Raw genomic sequence first — 23,790 nt, 5'->3', positions numbered from 1 at the left:
TCCTCTTGAAAGAGATATAGTCTGTTATTCCTACATTTTACTCATATATTTTCGCTGTTTCTTCCCCTCTAAGTACGCGTAATCCGCCTTCGGCTAAAGCAATCATTTCGTCTTCTCCCGGATATACAATAACTTGAGCGATGAAAGCTACACGATCAGAAACCCATTTCACAAATTTTTTGTCGTAAGCAATACCGCCGGTTAATATCACTGCATCCACTTTTCCCTTTAATACTGCGGCACAGCTGCCGATTTCCTTCGCTACCTGATAAGCCATAGCTTCATAGACCAATGCGGCCTTTTCATTTCCTTCGCTTATCATCTTTTCTACTTCTCTTCCGTCATTAGTTCCCAGGTATGCTACCAAACCGCCCTGTCCTTTGATTTTCTTTTTTATGTCATCGATTGTGTATTTGCCGGAGAAGCACATTTTTGCCAGATCTCCAACAGGCAGTCCGCCTGCTCTTTCCGGCGAGAATGGTCCTTCTCCATCCAATGCATTGTTTACGTCGATAACTCTGCCGTTTTGATGGGCACCTACGGAGATTCCTCCACCTAAGTGGGCAACAATAATATTTACATCCTCGTAAGCCTTGCCCATTTCTGCAGCAGCCCTACGGGCTACCGCTTTTTGGTTTAATGCATGAAAAATACTTTTTCTTGCAAGCTCCGGCATACCGGATATTCTAGCAACTTCATCCATTTCGTCAACGACTACTGGATCAACGATAAATGCAGGAATATTCAGCTGTTTTGCAATTTCATTGGCGAGAATTCCCCCAAGGTTAGAAGCATGTTCTCCCAAAATACCTACTTTTAAATCTTCAATCATGCTATCTGATACGCTGTAGGTACCTCCTTGAATCGGCTTTAACAATCCGCCTCTTCCTACAACTGCACTGAGCTTTGTTAAATTAATGCCATTTTCATTTAAAGTTTCTAAAATAACATTTTTTCTAAATTCATACTGATCAAATATTTTATCAAATTTATTAATTTCCTCTGCCGGATGGCGCAGCGTTGTTTCCAGTACAGGCTTTTCATTATCAAAAATCGCGATCTTTGTTGAAGTAGAGCCTGGGTTGATGGTAAGTACTCTATAAACTTCTGTCATATCAAGGTTCCTCACTTTCGTAGGGGCGGACCTGCGTGTCTGCCGCTTCATTTTCGGGACGACAGGGTCGTCGTCCCCTACATTTTGATCTTTTGCGGGATGACACATAGGTCATCCCCTACAATTCTAATTTCAAGTTTTCCTATATTATTTTCCAGCCTTCACAGCCATAAGCACTGCCAAGGCGATTGAGTTTAACTTCGTTTCATCACTGTCAGCTCTGGAGGTCAATACGATCGGTGCCTTTGCGCCTACAATCACACCGGCATTTTTGCTGTTTGAGAAAAATACCATGGATTTGTACAGTACATTACCAGCTTCAATATTTGGTACCAGCAGAATATCTGCCTTTCCTGCTACCGGATGTTCTATGCCCTTATGAACTGCTGCCTCTTCTGATACGGCATTGTCCAAACCGAAAGGACCGCCCACGATACATCCTGCAATCTCACCTTGTTGATTCATTTCCTCCAGCTGCTTTGCATCTACTGTAGGTGGCATTTTGGGATCTACCTTTTCCTTTGCGCAAACTACGGCTACTTTTGGCAGCTCTATATCCAGTGCATGAGCTACCTGTGCTGCATTTTCAATAATTTGCTTTTTGGTTTTTAAATCTGGTGCAATATTCATGGCAGCATCCGTCACAAAGATAAAACGATCATATCCAGGTACTTCAAATACAGCTGTATGGCTTAATGCATTTCCCGCTCTAAGTCCGATTTCAGGATCTAGTACAGCTTTGAGCACTACAGAGGTATCCACCAGACCTTTCATTACCATATGGGCTTTTCCTTCCGATACCAAGGAGACCGCCTTTCTGGAGGCTTCGTGAATATCTTTGATATCAATGATCTGGTATTGGTTAAGGTCTACATTGATAGCTTTTGCAATTTCTGCGATCTGTTCAGCATCTCCTACTAAAATAGCATCCGCTATCCCCATATCCTTTGCTTGACTCACTGCCAAGAGCACCTCTAAATCTTGTGCTACTGCTACTGCTATGGTTTTGGGCCCTCTTTCTTTTGCACTATTTAAAATTTGTTGGAAATTTTTCATCAATTATTTCACCTCTTCTTCATAAATCTTCGCGGTTTCTCTTCCAGAAAGCACACGATTGACACCTTCATTTAAAGCAAGCATTTCATCTTCACCAGGCTTAACAATGACAGGTGCAATGAAGGATACCCTTTCTTCAATATAAGCCGTTAACATCTTAGAATAAGCAATTCCACCAGTAAGTACAATTGCATCTACTTTACCCTCTAATACGGTGGCCATTGCTCCAATTTCTTTAGCGATTTGGTATCCCATGGCATCGTATACCAGCTTTGCCTGTTTATTACCATTATTGATTTTTTCCTCTACCTCTCTGGCATCATTGGTGCCTAGATAGGCAACGAGCCCACCTTTTCCAGTTATTTTTTTCTTGATCTCTGCCAAAGTATACTTGCCTGAGAAGCATAGTTTTGCCAAATCTCCTACAGGAAGTCCTCCTGATCTTTCTGGAGAAAGTGGCCCCATTTCATTGGCATTATTTGCATCTACCATTTTGCCATTTCTCAAAGGTACGATGGAAATTCCACCGCCTAAATGAGCCATTATTAAATTTAGCTCATTGACTTCTTTTTTCATTTCCTTTGCAACTCGATAGGCTACTGCTTTTATATTTAATGCATGCAGCAAAGAGCGTCTGTTGATTTCCGGCATGCCTGAGATTCCGGCAATATCGTCAAATTCGTCTACTGCCACAGGGTCAACGATGTACGCTTTAATTCCTGCAGCATCTGCGATACTTTTTGCAATGATTCCTCCCAAGTTAGACGCATGTTCTCCTTGGATTCCAATTTTAAGATCTTCTATCATCGTATCGGTTACGATGTAAGTTCCGCTAGGCATCGGTTTAAGCAATCCGCCTCTTCCAACTACTGCCTGGAGCTGTGCTGGTTCAAATCCCTCTGTTCTAAACCAATCTAGTATAATATCTCTACGATATTCGTATTGATCTGTAATCTTCTGAAACTTATCCACTTCTTCTGGAGAATGGCTTAGATTCTTTTGGATAACGTTTTCATCCCCTTTGAAAACCGCAACCTTTGTAGATGTAGAACCGGGATTTATCACCAATGTATATTCTCTTGCCATCGCTTTATCACCTCGTCGATATTCTTGTTCACTTAATTATGCAACTTATATGCCAAAACCTTTCAATTTTACTAATTAAACATCCTGTATTAGGTATTGCACTGAAACCCGGAAATTATACGGATCGTCATAGGTTTTATTCTGAAAATCCTTCTAAAAACAGTTGAAGTTTTGTACTATTTTTTTAGGTTTATGCAAAAAAATGCATGCAAAAAATTGCACAGATCTTTTTCCGTGCAATTTTTTGCATTTATTATTCAATCCCATATTTTTTTAGTTTGTAATAAAGGTTTCGAATCGAAATCCCCAACTGCTCAGAGGCCTTTATTCTATTGTTGCCATAGGCTTGAAGTACCGCCAGTATATAGGTCTTTTCTCTTTCCTCTAATACTTCCTCCAGCGAACGGAAGATATCAGCCTCTACTTCCACACATTCCTGATGTGAATTCTCATGGACATAGATCTTATTCTCCAAAAGAGGTAAATGATTGGAACGAATAACGACTTCATTAAAGCGCATGTTGATCATGGCTCTTCCAATAAAGTTTTCCAATTCCCGCACATTTCCAGGCCAATCATATTGTATCAGGTTTTCTAAAGCTTTAGGAGAAATATCCTGCACAAACCTTCCATATTCTTGATTGAACTTTTTGATGAGTCGAAGAATCAGTGGATAAAGATCTTTTTTACGCTGGCGAAGGGGTACGATAAAGATTGGAATCACATTAAGGCGATAATACAAATCCTCTCGAAAACGGCCTTCCTTCACAGCTTTTTCCAAATCCAGATTGGTGGCAGCAATGACTCTTACATCTATGCCAATAGGCTTGTTTCCTCCTACTCGAACAATTTCTCTCTCCTGCAAAACTCTTAAGAGCTTTGCTTGCGTATTCACACTGATCTCACCAATTTCGTCTAAAAAAATAGTTCCTCCATTGGCTTGCTCAAATAGACCGACTTTTCCGCCCTTCCTTGCACCGGTAAAAGCTCCTTCCTCATATCCAAACAATTCACTTTCCAAAAGGTTTTCATTGATCGCGGCACAATTCACCCGAACAAATTGTCCATATTTCCGCATACTGGCATTATGAATCGCATGGGCAAAGAGCTCTTTGCCGGTTCCGCTCTCTCCCCGAAGTATTACAGTAGCCGGTGTTATTGCAGCCTTCTTCGCTTTTTCTATGGCAGTTAATATTTTTTCATCCTCGGTGATGATATCATCGAAGGTATATTTGGCTTCCAGTTTCCGAATAATTTGTTTTGCCTGATTTAGTTCTTGCGTTAATCTTTTGATTTCTGTAATGTCATGGAGTACCGCTACACTGCCTCGAAGCTCTCCATCTACAATGATTGGTGCAGCATCCGCCACTACTTCTTTTCTGGAGGGACCTACCTTCAATCTTGCATTTTTGATAGGCTCCTTTGTTTTCAGTACCTTTAAGTGAATACTTTCTCCTTCTGCAATATCTACAGTACAGAGTTCTCCGATAATGTCTTTTTCTGTTAGCCCCGTTAGTTTACTGTAAGCAGGATTGACCATTACTCCGATAGCCTTCTGATCTACCACAGAAATAGCATCCTGTGTAGAATGAAAGATTGCTTGAAGCATACTCTGCATCTCCCGCAGATTTGTGATTTCCTCTGCCAGTGCGATCACTTCTGTAATATCTCGAAAAACTGCTACTGCCCCTATAACTTTCTCCTGATCATCCTTAACAGGCATCCGGTTCGTAATAATAGTGATATCTCCTAAAGGTTGTTTCTGATTTAACTCCGATTCGCCCGTTTGCAAGATATACGGCAACCGGGTGTTTTCCACCACATCGGTAATATGCTTTCCAATTACATCTACTTTTTCTAGTTTTGTTAACTTTTTAGCAGCCTTATTAAAAAGTGTGATAATGCCTTGGACATCCACTGCAATCATTGCGTCATGGGTTGAATCCAATATAACCTCTAATTCTCGTTTCATTGGCTTCTTCTCCTTTGAAAACAGCCTGGAGGACGTCCAGGCTGTTGTATGGATTAGTTGGTATCTTGAGTATCCGTTTGCCCACCGCCGCTTGCCTGTGGATCTTTATCCCTTTTTACTTCAAAATCAATCCGGGATGGAATGGCAGTTATTTTTTCTATTTTATGTGCAGTAGATACAGCGATATCTGTAGAATACTTGCCTTCTGTCAAATCATCTGCATTGATATAGAGTTGAAGATCATTTCTCTGAATTGTGTTGATAACGCTCTCCACGGCTTCTACTCTTACCAGAATATTATCAGGAACCTTAATCAAGTCTATACTATGTCCTGCCTCTACATTGTCTATAGCGATTTCGTCTCGTAAATAAGTAAACTCTTTGCTTAATACTCTTTCCACAGTAAGGGTTACCTTGAAATTTTTACTATCATTTAGGAGGGTTACCCCCTCTGGCACTAAAAGATTCATATTCCTTTCTGTAGTTTTATCAATACCTGCAATATCAATCGTTCTTGCCTTTATTTCAGCAACCCCGTCCAATTTTTCTCTTTGACCCTTAATTCGAACGGTTTCAGGATTCATTTTAACAGCTGTTACCTTATAATTATCCTTTGGCTTCCCTTGGAACTCTAAGACAATGGGTACTTCTTTTGTAGGCAGAATGGGAAGTGTTACTTCCACATATCTTTGACTGATCTGCACACCGCTGATGGTTTTTCCATCTTCATTAACTGCTTTTAGCGGTATTCGATCGTTTATTTCTTTAAGTTGGTCGGTAATCGGAATTTCTGCTATCAATTGAGTTATTGAATTTACAATACTTTCTGGTCCTTCTACCATAACTTCTTTTGGTGAAACAACTGCATCTCCTGGTTCAAAGCCTGCTGGCGCATTTCCTATGGTTACCACACTTACCGGCTTTTGCCGCACCACAATTTCATCCAAATTAATTTTAAGTTGTTTTGGTGATACATCTTGAACGGTAATATAGGGCGGCCCGCTGATTTCTACCGGAATGCTGTTGGTCCCTTTATGAAAACCTCTCAGGTCAGCCCGGGCAATGATATCCTGCGGAGAAACCTTATAGACATCATTTCGTCGTCCGGCGATTCTAACACTTACCGTATAATCCTGCTGGCCCATGATGACCAATCCCGATTTGTTCAAATCCTCTACATTCATCAATTGTACACTGATATTATTGAGAGGAATCACCATTTCCGGGTTCACCTCTCCCATGACATACAACCACATTACAAGAGCAAATATAATGGATACCACCTTTGGGGTGGTATTTCTGTTAAAAAAACGGGTTCTTTCTACAAATGTTTTAAATTTATCACTCATCTTTTTGCCTCCATTTCCAATTGAACAAAGGCTTTTGGTCTTCAGGCTTATAAGCATTTTTCAATATTCGTCGCAGTGTTTTTGCATCTAAGAACCGGGAAAGCTTTCCATCAGAAGCTGCAGAAATAGCACCTGTTTCTTCTGATACGATTACGGCCACTGCATCGGAGCGTTCTGTAATGCCAAGACCTGCCCGATGTCTTGTGCCCAAGGTCTTACTTAAATGAGGATTTTCACTTAAAGGCAATACACAACCTGCAGCCATAATTTTATCCTTTCGAACAATCACAGCGCCATCATGCAAGGGTGTATTCGGTATAAAAATATTGATTAAAAGTCCGGTGGAGATATCTCCATTGATTCGCGTTCCTGTTTCCATCAGATCTCCTATGCCCGTTTCTCTTTCAAAGATAATAAGGGCACCAATCTTTTGCTTCGACAACTCTACTACTGCTTCAACAATCTCATTGATCTTCTGGGTAAGATCCTCATCTGCCAGTTCAACAATAGATTTTGTAAGAAACTTGCTTCGACCGATGTATTCCAACGCACGCCGCAATTCTGGCTGGAATACAATCAGTAAAGCGATCATTCCCAGCGTCATGGTATTTCTCAAAATCCAATTGGTTACATAGAGTCTTGACCATTCACTGAGCTTCGTAGCAATCAACAGCACCAACAATCCCTTGATTAACTGTTCTGCTCTCGTTTCTCGAATGAGCATAAACAGTTTATAAAATACAAAAGCTACAATGGTCATGTCAATGACATCTCTAACGCCGATGTTTAAAAACATTTCTATTACTTGTCTCAATATAAGCACCTCTCGCGTCTATAAACAAATTCTTTATATATAGTAATTCTAAGCTTATGTAGAATTTCCTTCCACTATGTTTTTTTTGTATTGCTATTCATGAACATTATCTCCTTTATCTTATTATTTCACACCACTATTCTATTTTCAATGGGTAGGTTTTATTAATTATTTCCATGATATTATATATTTTTAATATTTTTTCTGTCCGCACGAACTTTGCTAAGTATATAGGTTTTTTACATGTTTCTTTGTTTTTATGGAAAAAATATTTGTAGTACAATGGAAAGGATGAAGGTCAGATGGACGAAAAAAGAAAAAATCAAATAAAACATGATAAACTGCCCAGTAAGGATGATTTGATTGTAGATTATATTAAGGATCAATTAGAAGAAAAGATGCAGGCAAGCGCCATGGATATTAATTTATTTTGCAAAGACGGTACGGTTCATATGTATGGCATGGTGGATGTCCTTTCGGAAAAAAAAATGGCCGAATCCATTGCAAAAAATATTGATGGTGTACGGAAAATAGAAAACAAGATCACCATTGCAATGGACAGCAATATTACAGATACGCATATGAAAAAAGAGATCACGGAAAGCTTCATGACAGATCGAGATGCTGACCGTATCCGTGGTGTAGGTGTTCATGTAGAAGACGGAGTTGCTAATCTTGTAGGCAGTGTACACACTTTAGAAGATGCCCATATTGCCATGAAGGTTGCATCTGAATCCAGAGGAATTAAAGATGTGGTCAATAATATCAAGATTGATAGCTTGAATATTCATGATGATGCAGTAATTAACAGTAAGGTTACACAGGCCTTGAGTACCACGGATATCAGCTATCCCGACATTTCTCATCATGTGGATCATGGTCGTGTGGTTTTAAGCGGTCATGTGAACAACCGGCAAGAAATGGAGTTGGCTAAAGAGATTGCCATGGGTATTGAGGGTGTTCGCAAAGTGATTAATCGTTTAAAAATTAGAAGAGATTAACTAATAAAGCCCGATTTTCTCGGGCTTTCCATTTGCTCTACATCAGGTCTCCTGCTGTATCTCCACTTTTTCTGCTGCCTGAAATCTCATCCCGTATACTCATCAAGGTCTCACGAAATTCTTCCATCATTTTGTTAGAACGTTCTCTTTCTTCCTTTAACTCTCTAAGCATTACTTCCATCATACCCATTTGCTCCATTGGGATATGATCCGGTCTAGCCATATTACCCATTTTGCCAACCATGTCTTCTACCCGGTCTTTCCCCTCGTGCATCATACGCATGGTTTTATCCGTCATCATCATCATTCCTTGTGTACTCTTGACTGCCATAGGCCGGATTGTCTCCTTGATCTGCGGTCCTAAGAAATATGCTGCGGCGGCTACCCCCAATCCAACAAAAAAACTTTGAGAACCAAAAGGTTTCAGTAGGTTATCCATTGACCATACCTCCATTTATTTTCCAAAGATTAGCATTTTCGTAATCGCCTTATATATATCACGATTGTTATATTGTTCACTGCTTTGCATTGCATAAGCAGTAAATGCTTGTATATAATCTTTCCAAAGATCTATGACTTCATCCCTATGGGCGGGATTATTTTCAATCATCATAAAGCTTTCATCCATATGACTTTTTAAACGTTGAAAGGTTTGCTCAAAATCCTGTTTCAATTCATGGGCACTACTCAATTAGTTCACCTGCCTATTCAAATATTTCACCGGAACTCTCGATAAACGCATTGCATTTAGTAATACAATCAAACTATTGATATCCTTATAGAAGGATGCAAAAAAAGGACTTATACCATTTGTTAAAACCAGTAAAGCTCCAAATATATTCATGCCTAGTGAGAGGTTATAGCTTTGATTGATATTTTTTATGGTACATCTGCTTAAGTCGATAAATCTAGGAACAGACAGTATATTGTTATTGAAGAGGATCACATCAACACCGCTGAGTATATTTAGGTCTGGTTTTTCCCCCAGCATAATGCCTACATGGGCGCGACTAAGGGCAGGTCCGTCATTTATGCTATCCCCTACCATTATCGTAATATCTCCACGATCCACTGCTGCTTGTATAATCTCTGCTTTATTCTTTGGAGATACTCCCCATTGGTAGCAGTCAATACCTAATTCGGATGCTGTCTTTTCTACAATCTCACGTTTATCCCCTGATAATATTTCAAAATTATGAATACCTTGCGATCTTAGTGCTTCTATCGATAGGCCGCTTTCCATCCTCAAAAGATCTTGAATTCCAGCCGGAGGGTTTCCCATCGTAAGGGTCCCTGTTTTATCAAAGACTACCCGCGTTGCTTTGCTACTCCATTCTATGGCATTTGGATTCCTAATAAAAATACCTTCCGTATAAGCCTTTATGAAAGCAGTCCTGATGGCGATGGGTGTTGCATGATAAGCTGGTTTTGGACAGGCAATTAACAACAGTGTAATCAATACCATGATGTCCCCAGTCAAAATAAAGCTTATAAAGGACATACCCGCCACATAAGGCATCCATCGATGGTAGTGCTGCTCTACCACATTTTGAAGCGAATCTTGATCCTTCCAAGTCCCATCAACAAGAGCAAGAATTTTTCTATATTCCGTTTCCTGTCCTACTTTTTCTACCTTGATCAAAAGGTTTCCTTGGTCTACGATCGTTCCAGCATAGACCTTATCTCCTATTTTCACAATCTGGGGCAAGCTTTCCCCATTTAAAGCTTTTTGATTGAGGATTCCTTCTCCGGCGTAGACGTCTCCATCCACAGGCAAAAAATCTCCCGACCGCAGTTGCAATAGATCTCCTGATTGAATTTCATCATAATCTATTTCTACTGACTCTCCTTCAATAAGCTTATGGACTTTTTCACTTCGATTTTTAAACAGATCCTCGAACATTTTTTTTGAGCACTTGTCTATATAAGTCATGATTGCTTCACTGAGATAAGCGGTGGTGACTACAAAAAGACTGAGTGTACTCTCCCTGAGAAGTATGCAGGCAAAAGCAGTAATACTAAGCATCAGTTCATAGTTTACCTTTCCTTTTTCATTATATCTTCCTATTCCTTTTTTAAATAAGGGATATCCAGTTAGAATGGTAGTAGCTGCAGCTGCAGTAAATATGTCATAATTCTCTGCTAGCGATGTCCGTCCAAAAACAAATTGCTTGATCAATATTCCGGTCAATACAGTGCCTGCTATAAGGGTTCTTCTGAATTCCGGCTGTTTAAAAATCCCTGTTTTCGTTATGACCTGAAGCATATCTTCTTCGTTGCCAATGAAGTGCAGGTCCAAAACCTTGGCTTGAAGTATTTGGGTTTCTATGGTATTTACATCAATTTTCTTTTCATCAAAATAAACCAATACTTTTCCTGTAAAGTGATTGGCTGTTATACTGTGTATACCAATAATCTCAGAAAGCAATCTCTTGATTCTTTCTCCATATGCAGGGTTGTCTTTTAAATCTTTTATATAAATTCTTAATCTTCCTGGCAGGATAAATTTATTTCCTGATGCATTCGCATAGTACAAACCTAATACCCCCAAATCTAGATGGCCATGATCCATCCCATAGCCATAGAGCTAAAATACATTACTACACCAAGTAGCGCTATTTTCAAAAATATCATTCTGTTCACCTCTTTTCTATTAATGATGTTCCGGATGATGCTCATCAAATTGCTGATGCAGTGCTTCAACCTTCTCCATATTTCTTTTCATGTTTTCATACTGAGCCTCTGCGATGATGTCTTCCACTTCTTCTTTTAATCCATAAGCAGTGCTTTTTAGTTGGTTTGTCAATCCCATAGCTTGACTTGCCGTAAATACAGCAGCCTTTCGAATAGGCTTTTTAAATTGGGTTGCCACGCCAAAAGTTAGGACCCCTAATATAAACCCTAGTGGTTCCAAATACAACTCACCTCCTAATGATACTCTTTAGTATATTTTGGTCAAAGGGATATTTATTATTCATACAGATTCGCTGTTTTTTTATTTTTTAACAGGCTAATCCAGTCAAATTCCAAGCATAAACCATTTATATATCTCTCATACTAATTGTATTGTACAAAAAGAGTTTTTTCGATCTAGGAGGTCATCATGCAGGAAAAATTTGTCTCATCATCTTCTATACAAGAATACTCATTAAATATTCCCGGACGCATGCGGGTAAAAATAGAAAGCTTGAAAAATAATGAATCACTCTGTTCAAGACTCATCGAATCGATGACAAAGATGGATGGCATTCAAATGGTTACAGCAAATCCATATACGGGAAAAGTACTTCTAATCTATGATGTATCCAAATGTACTTTATCCCAAATCGAAAAAATGCTATCTGATAGCTTAACAAATAAACCTGGCCATCCACACAAAGGCAAGGTGCTTCACCCTGATTTCCATGCAAAAAGAAAGCTGACACCGCAAGAATTCTATAGTAATAGGGTTCTCTTATCTCATGGCTATTATCAAGAGGGACTAAGAACATTTTCACCGCAACTTCATTGCACCGGATCCCGGAGCACTTGGCATACCCTTTCACTAGAGGTCTTGAGTAAACAACTGGATACAAACCTGTTTGAAGGTTTGTCCTCTATGGAGGCTGCAACACGGTTTAGAACCTATGGACTCAACCAGTTTAAACAAAAAAAGCCTCGCTCTCTCTTATCCATGTTTTTGAATCAATTTGACAGCTTTATCATAAAGCTGCTGCTGGGTGCCAGCGGGGTATCTTTATTATTGGGACAGGTCGTAGATGCAGCTGCCATCTTAGTCATCATCGGTTTAGAATCTGCCCTTGGTGTATGGCAAGAGTACAAAGCAGAAAGGTCTTTGGATGCCTTAAAACAGCTCTCTACCCCTACCGCCTGCGTAATCCGGGACGGCGTAGAGAAAAAAGTTTCCTCTACCCAGCTGGTTCCTGGAGATGTAATCCTCCTAGAATCTGGAAATACAGTTCCTGCGGATGTACGCCTCATTGAAAGTTATGGTATTGAAGTGATGGAAGCTTCCCTTACAGGAGAATCCAACAGTGTCTCAAAAAAAGTCCACAATTTAAATAATAAAGACCTTCCGTTAGGAGACCGTGTCAACATGCTCTATATGGGCACCTCTGTGATAAGAGGAAGAGGAAAAGCCTTGGTCGTATCAACAGGGATGTATACAGAAATGGGTAAAATCGCCGCAATGTTAAATGACGTGAAAGCAGAGTCGACACCACTGCAAAAGGATTTGAATCAACTTGCAAAGATCATTACCTGGGGATGTCTGGGCATTTGCAGTCTTATTACGGTTGGCGGTGTTTTAGGCGGCCACCCTCTGTTAGAAATGCTGCGAACTGGAGTCAGTTTAGCCGTTGGCGCTATTCCAGAAGGTTTAACAACGGTATTAACCATATCCCTAGCCTTTGGTGTACAGCGTATGGCGAAAAAAAATGCCATTGTAAAGACGCTCCCTGCCGTAGAAACACTCAGCTGCACAAAGGTAATCTGCACGGATAAAACAGGTACCCTTACGCAAAATGAAATGACTGTTAAAGAGATTGCTACCCTTGATAAAAAAATAGAGATCACAGGAGAGGGCTATCAAAAAAAGGGCACTCTTCTCTATAATCAAAATGCAATTATTGCCTCAAAATATAGAGATCTTCGGCTTCTGCTTACTTCCGGAGCCCTTTGTAACAATGCAGAAATAGAAAAATTAGCAGGGGAGAAATATGAAATTAAGGGAGATCCAACAGAAGCTGCCTTATTGATTGCTGTTGAAAAGTCGGGCCTCCCTTTAGAAGATTTCTCCTGTTATAGACGAGAACATGAGATTCCTTTTGATGCTGATGTCAAACGGATGACTGCGATTTGCTCCGATGCGCAGAACCATTACCATGTCTTTTCAAAGGGTGCAGTAGACTCTATATTAGAGCAGTGCAGCAGTGTCATGATGGATGATCAGGTACTGGATATTTCACAAGAATATATAGATACAATTGTTTCCATGCATGACAACATGGCTTCCCGTGCTTTGCGTGTCCTTGCTTTAGCTTATAAACCCCTCGATTATAAGTCTGATTCTTTAATAGAGGGTGGCCTTGACAATCAAATGATTTTTTTAGGATTGGTCGGTATGATGGATCCACCCCGTGAAGGTGTTAAAGAAGCTATTGGCAAATGCCATCAAGCAGGCATAAAGGTAGTAATGATTACGGGCGACCATAAGGAAACCGCTGCTGCCATCGCAAAATCTATTGATTTGCTTACAGAAGATGGCATTGTTCTTTCAGGAGAAGAACTGGATGCTTTGGATGCAGATGCTTTATCAAATGAGATTGGTAAGGTCCAGGTATTCGCCCGTACTTGCCCAGAACAAAAGTTAAAGATTGTGCGAGCCTTTAAAAAGAAAGGATATATCGTAGCCATGACTGGAGACGGAGTGAATGATGCCCCTGCCATTAAAGAAGCACATGTTGGTATTGCTATGGGAAAATCAGGCACTGACGTTACCCGAGAAGCTTCTTCTATTATATTAACGGATGATAATTTCAGTACCATCGTCAAAGCAGTAGAGGAAGGAAGAACGATCAATCGAAATATTAAAAAGTTTGTAAAGTATGTACTCTCTGGCAACTTTGCAGAAGTGCTGGCCATATTTCTGGCCTCTATTACAGGCATGCCTGTACCTTTAATCCCAAGCCAAATTTTGATGATCAACCTGGTTACAGAAGGAATTCCGGCACTTTCATTAGGTGTAGATCCACCAGAGAAAGATATCATGCAGGAACCTCCACGAGATGCAATCCATAGTATTTTTGATAGCAGACTAAAAAGGAGAATCATCACAAGAGGAATTGCAACCGGTTTAACTACACTTGGTGTTTTTGGCGGCACATTGTTCTTGACGGGCAATCTTGTAAGAGCCCGTACCATGGCTTTTGCCAATCTAGTATCCTGCCAGATGCTCCATGCCTTTGAGTGTAGTTCTATGTCTATAAGGAGAAACAAGGCATTGCTGCCGGCAGTAGCTATATCTACCGGTTTAATGTTGGCATCTATTTATATCCCTTCACTGGCAGCAGTCTTTAGCATGGGACCTTTAAATATTGAAGATTGGTTGATGATTCTATTATCAACTACGATTCTAAGCCGTCTTGATGATTTCTTTAAAGATGTTCTCTATGTGACGAGAATCCGAAAAACACCTTCCTTCGGTGTAGTAAATTAAACAGCAGCCTACCCATATGAATATGTGATTGAGAAGTTTAATATTCAACGGAACGGTGAAACATCGTTCCCTACGTAAATCTAAAACAGGAATGCAGGGATCGACAAGGGCGTCGATCCCTGCAATATCTTACGCTCTGCTTGCCACTTTTTTATTCACTTGAGTCCACTGCTTTAAAAGAAAATCAATATCAGGTTTCTTATTATGCGTATAAATCTGATGAATCATCTTAACAATTTCATCAGATTGCTTTTTTGCAATTTCTATCCCCATTTCCTGCAAACAGTGGATGACTGCAATACTTCCTGAATGTTTTCCTAATATAACTTCAGTTTTTCTACCTATTTCTTCTGGCGAAAATGCTTCATAACAATTCCGACTTTTTAATAATCCATCTACATGGATGCCTGATTCATGGGAAAAAACCATCTTTCCCACAATTGGTTTTCCATCTCCAATGATTCTACCAGAAGCTTGCTCTACTAGTTGTGACAATGTCATCATTTTTTTTCCTTCAAAGGGATGTTCGCATTCGAATAGAATCTTTAGGACCATTACGATTTCTTCCAAAGCTGTATTGCCTGCTCGCTCTCCTAATCCATTTACACTGCAGCTGATGTACTTCGCTCCCGCCTGAAATGCACTGAGTGTATTAGCAGTTGCCATTCCAAAGTCATTATGTCCATGAAAGTCCAGCTCTCCATCTATATTTTCTTGAATTCGCTTAATTTTTTGATAGCTGCTAGTTGGATTTAACACTCCGAGCGTATCCGCATATCGAAAACGCCGTGCCCCAGCTTGAAATGCCTTTTTATATAACTCAATTAAACAGTCTTCTTCCGTTCTCGATGCATCTTCTGCACCTACAGATACGCTGCATCCCTTTTCTGCAGCATAAGAAACAACCTTCTGCATTTCTTTCATTACCCAACTTCGGTCTTTTTTGAGTTTTTGCCAAATTTGAATATCTGATGCCGGCACCGCAATATGGATGTTCTCTGCACCACATCTTAAAGATGCATCGACATCTCTCTTGTGCATTCGGTTCCATGTCAAAATTTTAGCCTTCCCTTGCATGGCAATGATTTGTTCAATGCACTCCATTTCTTCTTTGCCCATAATTGGTATTCCGGCTTCAATGATGTCTACACCAGCTTCATCCAGCATTTTTGCAATCTTTACCTTCTCTTTTTTAAAGAATGCAACCCCTGGAGCCTGTTCACCATCTCTTAGGGTTGTATCTACAATATAAAAATCTTGCATATACCCACCTCCAATCTTTTTGTCTATGCGGCAGCCAACGTATTAAATCCAAATTACTAATAAATATAAAAAATAAATATAATGTTTTCTCTTTAGTCAGCCATTGGTAAGCAAGATAACTGCAAAACTATGAAGCACAGTTCATAACTTCTACTGACTGAATAATTCCTTTTTCGATCTCTTCATAAATCTCAGCAATATAAATATTTTGATCCTCTAGGTACTTTCTTGGTGTACTGCCAATGCGAAGACAAAGAACTAAATTACAGTCTTGAAGAACTTTTCTCAAACGCTCCATTTTTGTCTCTGAATCCTGACATTCCTCTGCTCCTCTGCAGTATTGATCCACGGAACGCCTCTCTATAAACTTCACACCCGCTTTATCATATTTGTATATGAAGAGCTCTTTTACATGTCCAAAATGCTGATCGATTAACCTTCCTGTTTTAGATGCAACTGCTATGGTATATTCCTCTTTATTTTTTGACCTATTCCAGGAAGCATTACAACAGTTCTTTCTAAAATCAATGGAGATATCCTCTCCTAATACGCCGATGGCATCCGCTCTGCACTGTCGGCAGTGATACATTTGCTTTAAATCTATTGCACATTTTTTTCGCAAATTATTTAACTCTACTTTACTAACAAGGTCTAAATTTTCAAATTTACTGCCTGCAGCGGGAATCAGGGGCATAATATTTGTCATAAAAGCTCCCAGATCCTTTACTTTTTTTACTACCGCTTCAATGTGATGATCATTTATTCCTTTTATCATGACAATATTGACCTTACAGACAATCCCCATTTCTGTCACCAATTTCAATCCTGTCAATTGCTTTTCTATTAACAGAGTCCCTGCGGCTTCTCCTGTATAGATTTTATTTTTATAGACTACTGTACTATAAATCTTTGCAGCAATGATTGGATCAATGGAATTGATTGTAACTGTCAGATGGCTAACACCCCATTTGACAATTTCCTCTGCATATTCCGATAACATTAACCCGTTTGTAGATAAACAAAAAGTTACCTGAGGATCTATAGCTTTTATCAGTTCAATGGATTTTTGTGTTTCCGGGAAATTGGCTAATGCATCTCCCGGTCCGGCAATTCCGACAACCATCAAGTTTTCCAGCTTTGCCTTCACAGCTTTATATTTTTCCAGTGCATTTTCCGGTGTTAATATTTCACTGGTGACACCTGGCCGGCTTTCATTGAGACAATCATACTTTCGGTTGCAGTAGTTACACTGTATGTTGCATTTTGGTGCTACAGGAATATGCATTCTCACATATTTGTGGGCAGTATCACAGTAGCAGGGATGTTTCTCTGTCTTTTCCCTAACTTTAGTGCTCCAACTTTCTTTCATTGTGATCCCTCCCTTCCAAGATTTTTATTTATACAACACTAGCCATAGTATTTATCATACATATGTTGTCTATAGTGATCATATTTTTGCCCTAGCAGTGTATTGGTGATCTCGTCTAATAACTGCATGGACCCTTCATACCCACAATAAAGCTTCCTTTGTGCACCTACCCGGTCATGAATAGGAAAACCAATCCGCACCAGGGGAACCCCCTCTTTTTCCGTAATATACTTGCCATCTGAAGTTCCAATAAGAATATTGATAGCCAATTCCTTTACGTATTCCTGTACCGTTTCTAGGTCCGTATCATCGATAATGTTACAGGGCTCAGTCATTCTTTCTAAATCGCGAGACAGTAAATCCTTTAATTTTGTCGTTCTTGTTCCCGTTGCAATCAGCAGTGGCCGAATTCCATTTTCGATACACAATTTACTAACTGCATAGACCATATCCGGCTCTCCAAAAATGGCTGCACGTCCTTCTCCATTGTACTTATGGGAATCAATCATTCCGTCAAGCATGCGTCCCCGTTCTTCCTTCAAATTTTCCGGTATTTGCACGCTGCTGAAGCACTGTAGCAACTTGATAAAAGCATCTGTATTCTCTAATCCTATAGGTAATGAACAGCGATGCAGCGGAATTCCAAACCGTTCCTCCAGATATTTACCAGGGGAAATATGTTCTGGTACCAGCATCCCCATTTCAATCGTAGCAGCAGCACCAGCCATTCTTCGAATGTCTTCAATCTTGGTGCCCTCTGAGGATAGCTTTTGATATTCCCTTTCAAAGGGTCCATCTAAAGTTTTACTCACATCCGGTAAAATTGTGAAGTTGATTTGAAAAAGACCAAGTACTTCTTTGATTCTTCGAATATCTGCCGGTGTCAGATTCCCTGCAATAATGTTAACCGATTTATTAGGTGTATCATCTACTGCAAGCTTTTCCAATACTTTCCGTAGTGCAAAATAAAAGCCTTCGTAGTGGGTTCCCCCATATCCGGGTGTAGATATGGGAACTAAGTCTATATCCTGAAGATGTGACTCTTCTTCCTTGAATTCTGCAATAATTTGCTGCACATCCTCTCCTATGGTTTCTGCAAGACAAGTAGTGGAAATGCCAATCAATTTAGGTTGATAGTATCGAAATGTATTTTTTATGCCCTTTTTTAGATTGGTAGCACCACCATGAATCGTTTCCTTCTCATTTAGGGAAGAGGATGCAATATCGATGGGTTCATTATAGTGGCGTGCCATATGTCTTCGAATATAGGTACTGCAGCCCTGGGAACCATGGAGCAACACCATTGTACTTTCGATTCCTTTTAATGCAATGGAAGACCCCATTGGCATGCAGCATTTGCAGGGATTTACATTTAAATTAATAAAGTTTCTCTTTTTCATATGTACCCCCCAATTCCCTTTTGATCATTCTCCATACAGGACTATAGATAGAGGTATATACTTCTTTAGCAAAGTTAACAGCTCCCTCAAAACCATTTAGAGGATGTTTTCTTTCATGGTTATGATCACAAAATGCTACACCCAATTTATACGCTAATGGCCTTTCTTTTACGCCACCTACTAGAATATCTGCTCCCTTTTCCTTCATAAATCTTTCCAGTTCTGTAGGATTCGTATCATCTAAAATCATAGTACCCTCATCTGCCAATTCTCGGATCGTTTCATATTCTTCTTCTCTTCCGGTTTGGGTTCCCACCATAACGGTCTTCATACCCAGATCATTAAACTGCTTAATCAAAGAAATCGCCTTAAAACCGCCGCCTACATAGATCGCCGCTTTTTTTCCCCTGAGCCTGTCTCGATAGAATTCAAGATCTGTATTGGCTTTTTCTAATTCTGATCCAATAAGTCGTTTGGTTCTTTCTATGATCTCAGGATCTCCTAATGCATAAGCGATATTTCGAAGGGATTCTGCTACATCATCTAATCCATAAAAGCTGACATTGATAAAAGGTATGCCATAACACATCTTCATCTGTTTTGCTAGATAGGTCATAGAACCTGCGCATTGAACAATATTCAATTTTGCCTGCGGTGCCTTTATCAACTCATCATAGCTGGCATCTCCTGTTATTTTAGAGACCATATCTACCCCCATTTGACGAAAATAGGATTGATTAATCCAAATTTCACCCGCCAGGTTAAAATCACCCAGAAAGTTGATTCCCTCTAGTTTTTCCCCTACAGATCCTTTTCTCATTAGATTCAGTAGTGCATGACAAGCTGCTTTATAACCTGCATTTTTATTGCCGGCAAATCCTGAGGATTGTATAGGGATTATTGGAATGCAATATTTCTCTTCTGCAGTTCTACATACTGCCTCCAAGTCATCACCGATCACGCCCACCACACAGGTAGAGTAAACAAAAACCAATTTTGGGTCATAGTGCTCTGCGATTTCACCAATTGCTGCTGCCAGTTTTTTTTCTCCACCGAAAATAATGTCCTGTTCCTTTAAATCTGTTGAAAAACTGTTTCGATAAATTTCTTCTCCACTACTTAAACTCCCTCGAATATCTAAGGTATAGCTTGCGCATCCGATGGGCCCGTGAACAATATGAAATGCATCCGTAATAGGGTTAAGAACTACCCTTGCACCGCAGTAGACACAAGCACGCTGACTAACAGCACCTGCGATACTATTTTGACTGCATTTAATTTTTTGATTTTGGCTTTTTATTGATTTTTCTACAATGGAAGCATTCCTCTCTTCCAATGCCTCCAAATAGTTTTTGGCATCCATCAGAAATCACCTCGCTTATTAGGTCAAATGTGGCTTTAACAACCACATTTAGTCCCTTATCTATTATTTTTATAATACCAGTTCGAAATCTTCATCTACTGCATCCCGATCCACTCGTTCCAGCAGTGCATTGCTGATCATTTCGATGATACGCATTGCCCCTTTATATCCTACGATTGGGAAATAACTGTGTACGCTGCGATCTAAATTAGGAAAACCAAATCGTACCAATGGAATATCCTCTGCCCTCGCAATATATTTTCCATAGGTATTTCCAATCAACAAATCTACTGGATCTTTTTTTATCCATTGATGAAGTGCAAAGAGGTCTCCCGAGCTTTTCACCATTCCCTGCAAGTGAGAATCCTCCAGCATTTTCTGAACCTGTTTTTCAAAAGAGATACCCGGTGTTCCCGTAACCACATAAACCGGTTTCATTCCTAAACTGAGGGTGAATTCTGTCATGGCAATCACATGATCTGGATCTCCAAAAATAGCTACCCGCTTTCCATGGAAATGGTGATGGGTGTCGGTCATAATATCCACTAACTGACCTCGCTCTTCTTCCAGCTCATAGGGAACATCTTTTCCAGTAATCTTAACTAACTCCATGATCAATTCATCGGTTGCCTTGATACCTATGGGAAGATTCAGGATATGTGCATCTACCTTACATCTTTTTTCCAGTTCATAGGCCGCAGCTTCAGATGCAAAGCTTCCTAATGCCACGGTGGCTATGGAATTACCCGTATCAATCAAGTCTCCTACTCTGGTTCCCCCCTTAGGATACATTTCGTATTTCCCAGTCATGGGTGAGTCCACAACACCGCTGGTATCAGGAAATAAAATACATGGAATATCCATGATCTTTACAATTCTTTTTAATTCCCGCATATCACCAGGTTCTGTATATCCTGGTATAATGTTTACCTTTTTGTTTATACCGTCGCCCTTTCCCTCTGAGAAATTCGTGACCATCGCCTTTACCATATTGGAAAATCCAGTTACATGTGAACCTGCATAACTGGGTGTATTAGCATGAAATACAAATTTGCCTTTTGGTATTTCTGAATCCTTAATTATAGTAGGCAAATCATCTCCAATGGTTTCAGATAGACAGGTAGTATTAATTGCAATTACATCGGGTTTATAAATAGAGAACACATTTTTAATGGATGTTTTTAAATTTGCTCCACCACCAAAGACTGATGCCCCTTCTGTAAAAGAACTGGTGGAAGCAACAACTGGGTCTCGAAAATGTCGTGTCAAATGCATTCTATGAAAAGAACAGCACCCCTGAGAGCCGTGACTATGGGGCAGACAATTGTGAATACCTAGAGCCGCATACATAGCTCCAATGGGCTGACATGTTTTAGCCGGATTTACTACCAATGCTTTTCTTTCCTTGATTTTTTTTGATGTATGATCTAACATGCGCCAACCTCCTTCACAATTTTTCCTTCCAACATAGGTATCTTTTTCCATGGCGGTGTAATAAAACTCCATGTCGGGGTGTTCATACCCATGGAAATATCTTTTGCAAAAACAATTGCACCTTTAAAGCCTGCATAGGGACCGCTGTAATCATATGAATGTAGCTGTTTTGAGAAAATTCCCATTTTTTGAGCTACAAATTTATCTTTTATACCGGAGCAAAATAGGCTCGGCTTCAGCTTCTTTAACAATTCCTCTGTTTCAAAATGATTTAGATCATCAATAATATAACTGCCACCCTTCATTTCTTTGATCATCCCATCATATCTGCTAAGAGGCATTTCTTTCTTTAATGCTTCTATCTTTTCCGGTGACAGGTATAACCGGTAATTTTTTTCATCTTTGGTTACCTGAAGTTCTGGAATGTTTCTACTATCTGCATCCATTTTAATATAGGGGATCACGTCGCGCCCTTCATAATCATCTCGATGTCCAAATTCGTAACCAGCCATAACTGTTTCTATCCCCAGTTCTCTCAATAAACCCTGATAGTGATGAGCCCTGGAGCCTCCCACAAACAAGAGTGCGGTTTTTCCTGCACACATTCTTTTATATATCTTTAATGATTCTTCTATGCTCGCTAGTTCTTCTGTAATTACAACTTCCGTACGATCGATTAATGCTTGATCCCCAAAATATTTGGCCATGTGTCTCAAGGTCTTAATGGTAGATTCTATCCCTATAAAATTGACCTTAAGCCAGGGGGTCCCATATTTCACCTCTATCATTTCGGCAATATAGTTGATGGATCGATGGCATTGAACTAGATTTAAATCTGCTTTATGTGCACTTTTCAACTCTTTATAGGTACCGTCTCCGGTCATAATTGAGACAATATGATAACCAATTTTACTTAAAATTCTAGAAATCTCCCAACCATCACCACCAATGTTATATTCTCCCAAGATATTGATTGAATATTTTCCTGTTTCTGCATCTCCCGTTCCAATGACATCACGCATCAATACATTATTTGCAATATGGTGACCGGCCGATTGACTAACCCCTTTATAACCTTCACAATCAAAGGCTAACACCTGTATTCCAAATTCATTTTGCGCATCCCTAGCTACCGCATGTATATCGTCACCGATCAATCCTACTGGGCAGGTAGCTGAAATGGTAATGGCTTCTGGCTTAAAAAGCTCATATGCTTCTTTCACTGCTTCCCTTAGTTTTTTCTCTCCTCCAAAAACAATGTCACTCTCCTGCATATCCGTCGTGAAGCAGTAGCTTAAGAAATTATCTTCTCCTGCTTCAGATCTTCCCTTATGCCTTCTGGTTCCCCAGGTGTAGTAGGAACATCCCACTGGACCGTGAACAATATGTACCACATCCCGCAAAGGCCCCAATACAACACCCTTGCATCCAGCAAAGCAACAGCCTCTATTGGTAATAATTCCTGGTATTGTACGGGTGTTTGCCTCTATTTCATGTTTTTCATCAAGACCTTTTACAACCATATGTTTCTCTCTATTCTTTTTTACTTTAGGTGGATATTCTTCTAATATTTTCTGTATACTTTTTAACTTAATCATCGCTCCATCATTCCTCCTCTCTAGACAATTGCTTGCTCTCCTGTTTCACCAGTTCTTACTCGTATTGCTTCGCCAATGGACATAACAAATATTTTTCCATCTCCAGGATTACCCGTTTGATTGATATTGATAATCGTATGAATTACCTTTGGTGCATCTTGATCTGCAACCGTAAGGGATATCAATCTCTTTGCCAGCAGCCTTCGCTCTTCTGAAACCGCCTCTGCAACTGCGTTGGGAATATCTTTCTGTTTTAATAAATCCTCTGCTATTTCCTGATAATCTACCTTCTTCTTCCCTCTTCCTGAGACCTTTAAGCAAGTAAAGGCAGGGAATCCTTCTTCTGCTAAAGCATCCTTTGTTTGATTGACTTTATTCATGCGAATTACTGCAATGATTTCTTTCATAAAGATATCCCCTTCCCTATAATTTCTTCTCTCCGCTGCTTATGGTATAAACCTCTTCTACTTCACTAATAAATATTTTCCCATCTCCAAAAGCACCCTTTTCACCGGTTTTTGATTTGCGCATAATGACTTCTACCACATGATCTTTATACTCATCTTCACAAACAAACATCAATAGATTTTTAGGTATTTCATCATAGTAAACATCCCCTACTCGAATCCCTCTTTGCTTTCCTCTTCCTACCACATCTATCTTCGTTACCGCAGGGAATCCTGCGTCATTTAATTCTGTTAAAACACTGATTACTTTCTCCGGTCTAACTATCGCTCTAATTAATTTCATTTTT

20 protein-coding genes are annotated in these 23,790 nt (G+C 39.7%); 2 read left to right on the top strand and 18 right to left on the bottom strand.

All coding sequences use genetic code 11. From position 1 onward, the window contains the following. Positions 1-37: 37 nt before the first annotated feature. The 6 genes from buk (Gferi_RS18820) to cdaA form a co-directional block, all read right to left on the bottom strand. Complete coding sequence (gene buk, locus Gferi_RS18820) at positions 38-1,114, bottom strand: butyrate kinase (RefSeq protein ID WP_069981516.1); 1,077 nt, start codon at positions 1,112-1,114, stop codon at positions 38-40. A gap of 147 nt (positions 1,115-1,261) precedes the next feature. Continuing rightward, positions 1,262-2,170: a phosphate butyryltransferase gene (ptb, locus tag Gferi_RS18815; RefSeq protein WP_069981515.1), complete on the bottom strand. Its 909-nt coding sequence runs from the start codon at positions 2,168-2,170 to the stop codon at positions 1,262-1,264. A gap of 3 nt (positions 2,171-2,173) precedes the next feature. Then, entirely contained in the window at positions 2,174-3,256 is a 1,083-nt protein-coding gene (buk, locus tag Gferi_RS18810) for a butyrate kinase (RefSeq protein ID WP_069979185.1), read from the bottom strand. Between the two features lie 253 nt (positions 3,257-3,509). Further along, on the bottom strand, positions 3,510-5,228 hold the full coding sequence (locus Gferi_RS18805) for a sigma-54 interaction domain-containing protein (protein ID WP_069979183.1): 1,719 nt from the start codon (positions 5,226-5,228) through the stop codon (positions 3,510-3,512). 53 nt (positions 5,229-5,281) lie between these two features. Then, positions 5,282-6,577 carry a CdaR family protein gene (locus Gferi_RS18800; RefSeq protein WP_069979182.1) on the bottom strand — a complete coding sequence of 432 codons (1,296 nt, stop codon included), beginning with the start codon at positions 6,575-6,577 and terminating at the stop codon, positions 5,282-5,284. After that, entirely contained in the window at positions 6,570-7,400 is an 831-nt protein-coding gene (gene cdaA / locus Gferi_RS18795; RefSeq protein WP_334292682.1) for a diadenylate cyclase CdaA, read from the bottom strand. Before cdaA ends, Gferi_RS18800 begins: the two co-directional genes overlap by 8 nt. Positions 7,401-7,693: 293 nt before the next feature. Here cdaA and Gferi_RS18790 point away from each other — a divergent pair, with 293 nt between their 5' ends. Next, positions 7,694-8,392, top strand: coding sequence for a BON domain-containing protein (locus Gferi_RS18790; RefSeq protein ID WP_069979181.1), 699 nt, complete (start codon positions 7,694-7,696; stop codon positions 8,390-8,392). A 37-nt stretch (positions 8,393-8,429) separates the two neighbouring features. On the opposite strand, the gene Gferi_RS18785 is transcribed toward Gferi_RS18790, so the two are convergent. The 4 genes from Gferi_RS18785 to Gferi_RS18770 all read right to left on the bottom strand — a co-directional run bounded on the left by Gferi_RS18785 (position 8,430) and on the right by Gferi_RS18770 (position 11,306). After that, positions 8,430-8,831, bottom strand: coding sequence for a hypothetical protein (locus Gferi_RS18785; RefSeq protein WP_069979180.1), 402 nt, complete (start codon positions 8,829-8,831; stop codon positions 8,430-8,432). Between the two features lie 15 nt (positions 8,832-8,846). Next, positions 8,847-9,083, bottom strand: coding sequence for a lipase chaperone (locus tag Gferi_RS18780; RefSeq protein WP_069979178.1), 237 nt, complete (start codon positions 9,081-9,083; stop codon positions 8,847-8,849). After that, the gene (locus Gferi_RS18775) at positions 9,084-10,928 is read right to left on the bottom strand and encodes a heavy metal translocating P-type ATPase (protein WP_069979176.1); all 1,845 of its coding nucleotides are present in this window, start codon (positions 10,926-10,928) and stop codon (positions 9,084-9,086) included. 117 nt (positions 10,929-11,045) lie between these two features. After that, complete coding sequence (locus tag Gferi_RS18770) at positions 11,046-11,306, bottom strand: hypothetical protein (RefSeq protein ID WP_069979175.1); 261 nt, start codon at positions 11,304-11,306, stop codon at positions 11,046-11,048. A gap of 189 nt (positions 11,307-11,495) precedes the next feature. Between Gferi_RS18770 and Gferi_RS18765 the strand changes: the two genes are divergently transcribed. Then, positions 11,496-14,609, top strand: a complete 3,114-nt coding sequence (locus Gferi_RS18765; protein ID WP_083273635.1) for a cation-translocating P-type ATPase — start codon at positions 11,496-11,498, stop codon at positions 14,607-14,609. A 129-nt stretch (positions 14,610-14,738) separates the two neighbouring features. On the opposite strand, the gene nifV is transcribed toward Gferi_RS18765, so the two are convergent. The 8 genes from nifV to Gferi_RS18725 all read right to left on the bottom strand — a co-directional run bounded on the left by nifV (position 14,739) and on the right by Gferi_RS18725 (position 23,786). After that, the gene (nifV, locus tag Gferi_RS18760) at positions 14,739-15,872 is read right to left on the bottom strand and encodes a homocitrate synthase (RefSeq protein WP_069979174.1); all 1,134 of its coding nucleotides are present in this window, start codon (positions 15,870-15,872) and stop codon (positions 14,739-14,741) included. A 127-nt stretch (positions 15,873-15,999) separates the two neighbouring features. After that, complete coding sequence (nifB, locus tag Gferi_RS28850) at positions 16,000-17,241, bottom strand: nitrogenase cofactor biosynthesis protein NifB (protein WP_069979163.1); 1,242 nt, start codon at positions 17,239-17,241, stop codon at positions 16,000-16,002. 38 nt (positions 17,242-17,279) lie between these two features. Then, entirely contained in the window at positions 17,280-18,641 is a 1,362-nt protein-coding gene (locus Gferi_RS28845) for a nitrogenase component 1 (protein WP_069979162.1), read from the bottom strand. Then, complete coding sequence (gene nifE / locus Gferi_RS18745; RefSeq protein ID WP_069979161.1) at positions 18,619-20,004, bottom strand: nitrogenase iron-molybdenum cofactor biosynthesis protein NifE; 1,386 nt, start codon at positions 20,002-20,004, stop codon at positions 18,619-18,621. Before nifE ends, Gferi_RS28845 begins: the two co-directional genes overlap by 23 nt. A 69-nt stretch (positions 20,005-20,073) precedes the next feature. Beyond that, the gene (gene nifK, locus Gferi_RS18740; RefSeq protein WP_069979159.1) at positions 20,074-21,438 is read right to left on the bottom strand and encodes a nitrogenase molybdenum-iron protein subunit beta; all 1,365 of its coding nucleotides are present in this window, start codon (positions 21,436-21,438) and stop codon (positions 20,074-20,076) included. Further along, positions 21,432-23,036 carry a nitrogenase molybdenum-iron protein alpha chain gene (nifD, locus tag Gferi_RS18735; RefSeq protein WP_069979155.1) on the bottom strand — a complete coding sequence of 535 codons (1,605 nt, stop codon included), beginning with the start codon at positions 23,034-23,036 and terminating at the stop codon, positions 21,432-21,434. Before nifD ends, nifK begins: the two co-directional genes overlap by 7 nt. Before the next feature lie 20 nt (positions 23,037-23,056). Next, positions 23,057-23,443, bottom strand: a complete 387-nt coding sequence (locus Gferi_RS18730; RefSeq protein ID WP_069979153.1) for a P-II family nitrogen regulator — start codon at positions 23,441-23,443, stop codon at positions 23,057-23,059. A 16-nt stretch (positions 23,444-23,459) separates the two neighbouring features. Further along, the gene (locus Gferi_RS18725) at positions 23,460-23,786 is read right to left on the bottom strand and encodes a P-II family nitrogen regulator (RefSeq protein WP_069979151.1); all 327 of its coding nucleotides are present in this window, start codon (positions 23,784-23,786) and stop codon (positions 23,460-23,462) included. Positions 23,787-23,790: the final 4 nt, after the last annotated feature.

The sequence above is a fragment of the Geosporobacter ferrireducens genome (assembly GCF_001750685.1).
Taxonomy (GTDB): Bacteria; Bacillota; Clostridia; order Peptostreptococcales; family Thermotaleaceae; genus Geosporobacter; species Geosporobacter ferrireducens.
This window is presented reverse-complemented; position numbering and strand designations above follow the sequence as displayed.

Excerpts from the sequence above, each read along its gene's own strand:
- Gferi_RS18765 (WP_083273635.1), top strand. The coding sequence starts at position 11,496 with ATGCAGGAAAAATTTGTCTCATCATCTTCTATACAAGAATACTCATTA.
- Gferi_RS18785 (WP_069979180.1), bottom strand. The coding sequence starts at position 8,831 with ATGGATAACCTACTGAAACCTTTTGGTTCTCAAAGTTTTTTTGTTGGA.
- buk (WP_069979185.1), bottom strand. The coding sequence starts at position 3,256 with ATGGCAAGAGAATATACATTGGTGATAAATCCCGGTTCTACATCTACA.
- ptb (WP_069981515.1), bottom strand. The coding sequence starts at position 2,170 with ATGAAAAATTTCCAACAAATTTTAAATAGTGCAAAAGAAAGAGGGCCC.
- buk (WP_069981516.1), bottom strand. The coding sequence starts at position 1,114 with ATGACAGAAGTTTATAGAGTACTTACCATCAACCCAGGCTCTACTTCA.
- nifD (WP_069979155.1), bottom strand. The coding sequence starts at position 23,036 with ATGATTAAGTTAAAAAGTATACAGAAAATATTAGAAGAATATCCACCT.
- nifE (WP_069979161.1), bottom strand. The coding sequence starts at position 20,004 with ATGGATGCCAAAAACTATTTGGAGGCATTGGAAGAGAGGAATGCTTCC.
- Gferi_RS18805 (WP_069979183.1), bottom strand. The coding sequence starts at position 5,228 with ATGAAACGAGAATTAGAGGTTATATTGGATTCAACCCATGACGCAATG.
- nifB (WP_069979163.1), bottom strand. The coding sequence starts at position 17,241 with ATGAAAGAAAGTTGGAGCACTAAAGTTAGGGAAAAGACAGAGAAACAT.
- nifK (WP_069979159.1), bottom strand. The coding sequence starts at position 21,438 with ATGTTAGATCATACATCAAAAAAAATCAAGGAAAGAAAAGCATTGGTA.
- Gferi_RS28845 (WP_069979162.1), bottom strand. The coding sequence starts at position 18,641 with ATGAAAAAGAGAAACTTTATTAATTTAAATGTAAATCCCTGCAAATGC.
- Gferi_RS18790 (WP_069979181.1), top strand. The coding sequence starts at position 7,694 with ATGGACGAAAAAAGAAAAAATCAAATAAAACATGATAAACTGCCCAGT.
- nifV (WP_069979174.1), bottom strand. The coding sequence starts at position 15,872 with ATGCAAGATTTTTATATTGTAGATACAACCCTAAGAGATGGTGAACAG.
- Gferi_RS18800 (WP_069979182.1), bottom strand. The coding sequence starts at position 6,577 with ATGAGTGATAAATTTAAAACATTTGTAGAAAGAACCCGTTTTTTTAAC.
- Gferi_RS18730 (WP_069979153.1), bottom strand. The coding sequence starts at position 23,443 with ATGAAAGAAATCATTGCAGTAATTCGCATGAATAAAGTCAATCAAACA.
- Gferi_RS18725 (WP_069979151.1), bottom strand. The coding sequence starts at position 23,786 with ATGAAATTAATTAGAGCGATAGTTAGACCGGAGAAAGTAATCAGTGTT.